The organism is Streptomyces sp. IBSBF 3136, from assembly GCF_036815105.1.
In the GTDB taxonomy this organism is placed as follows: domain Bacteria; phylum Actinomycetota; class Actinomycetes; order Streptomycetales; family Streptomycetaceae; genus Streptomyces.
Genome location: NZ_JAJSZC010000104.1, coordinates 1 through 2,099, shown reverse-complemented (window position 1 = coordinate 2,099; position 2,099 = coordinate 1). Strand labels below are relative to the sequence as shown.

Genomic DNA, 2,099 nt, shown 5'->3' with positions numbered 1-2,099 from the left:
CGTTTCACAACGTAATTTTCGGTCACTCGAACGTGTGGACGTCGGTCCGGGGGGGCGGGGGGCCCCCCCCCGGTTCGTTCCTGGGGATGTGAGCGAGAAGAACCGTGACGGAAAGCGCACCGCCCGCGAGCGGCTGGCGGTCGAGCGTGAGAAGCAGAAGACCGCGGAGAAGCGACGGCGCGCGCTGATCGTCGGCGCGAGCGTCGTCTGCGTCCTCGGTCTCGCGGCGGTGATCGGGGTGGTCGCCGCGAACGCGGGCAAGAACAAGAGCGGCAGCGCGGGCCCGGTCGTGGCACCCTCCGGCGCCCAGGGCAAGGACAGCCTCGCCGTCCCGGTCGGCAAGGACGGCGCCAAGGCGACGCTCACGGTCTGGGAGGACTTCCGCTGCCCGGCCTGCCAGTCCTTCGAGACGATGTACCGGCCCACGCTCCACGAACTGACCGACGCGGGCAAGCTCCGGATCGAGTACCACCTGGTCCGGCTGATCGACGGCAACCTCGGCGGCACCGGCTCGCTGCGCGCGGCCAACGCGGCGGCCTGCGCCCAGGACGCCGGGAAGTTCCGCGACTACCACGACGTGCTGTACGCGAACCAGCCCAAGGAGACCGACGACGCCTTCGCGGACAACGCCAAGCTGATCGCGCTGGCCGGCAAGGTGAACGGCCTCGACACCCCCGCGTTCCGCGCCTGCGTGAAGAACGGCACCCACGACAACTGGGTGAACAAGTCCCACAAGGCCTTCGGCGCGGGCGGCTTCTCCAGCACGCCCACGGTCCTGTTCGACGGCAAGAACATCTACCAGGACCAGACGCTGACCCCGGCGAAGCTCAAGGAGATGGTGGAAGCGGCCAACCGCCGGTAAGGGGTTTTCTCACGTCCCCGTTACGGACCCGTTGCCGGTCTGCCCGCCGTCCGGGCGGCCCGGCACGGTAGCGTCGACCTTGCCATGGAACTTGCCTACATTCCCAGCCCGTCGCACGGGGTGCTGTACCTCGGCCCCATTCCGCTGCGCGGCTACGCCTTCTGCATCATCATCGGCGTCTTCGTCGCCGTCTGGCTCGGCAACAAGCGCTGGATCGCCCGGGGCGGGCGGGCCGGCACGGTCGCCGACATCGCCGTCTGGGCCGTGCCCTTCGGCCTGGTGGGCGGCCGGCTCTACCACGTGATCACGGACTACGAGCTGTACTTCAGCGAGGGCCGTGACTGGGTGGACGCCTTCAAGGTGTGGCAGGGCGGCCTTGGCATCTGGGGGGCGATCGCGCTGGGCGCGGTCGGGGCGTGGATCGGCGCCCGGCGCCGGGGCGTCCCGCTGCCCGCCTACGCCGACGCCGTCGCGCCCGGCATCGCCTTCGCCCAGGCCATCGGCCGCTGGGGCAACTGGTTCAACCAGGAGCTGTACGGACGCGAGACGCATGTTCCGTGGGCGCTGCACATCACGTCCTCCGAGGGCGGCCGGGTGCCGGGTTACTACCACCCGACCTTCCTCTACGAGTCCCTCTGGTGCGTCGGAGTCGCCCTCCTGGTCATGTGGGCCGACCGCCGCTTCCGGCTGGGCCACGGCCGGGCGTTCGCGCTGTACGTCGCCGCGTACTGCGTGGGCCGCGGCTGGATCGAGTACATGCGGGTGGACGACGCCCACCACATCCTGGGCCTGCGCCTCAACGACTGGACCGCGCTGGTCGTCTTCCTGCTCGCGGTGACCTACATCGTGGTGTCGGCGAAGAAGCGGCCGGGCCGGGAAGTGGTGGTCGAGCCGGGAGCCGCGACGGACGCCTGCGGCGGCGCGGCCGACGGCACCGGGACCGGTGCCGAGGCCGAGGACGACCGGACCGGGACCGAGGAGCCGGCGGCCGCGCAGTCCGGCGACAAGACCGGCGACAGAACCGGTGACACGGCCCGTGACAGGACCGGTGGCAAGGCCGCCGTGAAGGACCGGGACGGCGCCGGGGACGAAGCCGCGGCCGAGGCGGAGCCGGACACCGCCGCGGCGAAGGACGAGGCGGAGTCGGCCAAGAAGGGCTGAGGTCCGGCCGTACGGCACGGAAGGGGGGGGGGGGGGGGGGGGGGGGGGGGGGGGGGGGGGGGGGGGGGGGGGGGGG

Annotated in this window: 2 protein-coding genes; both read left to right on the top strand. The window is 71.9% G+C overall.

From position 1 onward, the window contains the following. The first annotated feature begins 88 nt into the window (after positions 1–88). Positions 89–862 (top strand): DsbA family protein, encoded by a 774-nt coding sequence (locus V7E45_RS22045; RefSeq protein WP_333775930.1) that lies wholly within the window; start codon positions 89–91, stop codon positions 860–862. 84 nt (positions 863–946) lie between these two features. Beyond that, complete coding sequence (lgt, locus tag V7E45_RS22040; RefSeq protein ID WP_333775929.1) at positions 947–2,023, top strand: prolipoprotein diacylglyceryl transferase; 1,077 nt, start codon at positions 947–949, stop codon at positions 2,021–2,023. Positions 2,024–2,099 lie beyond the last annotated feature (76 nt).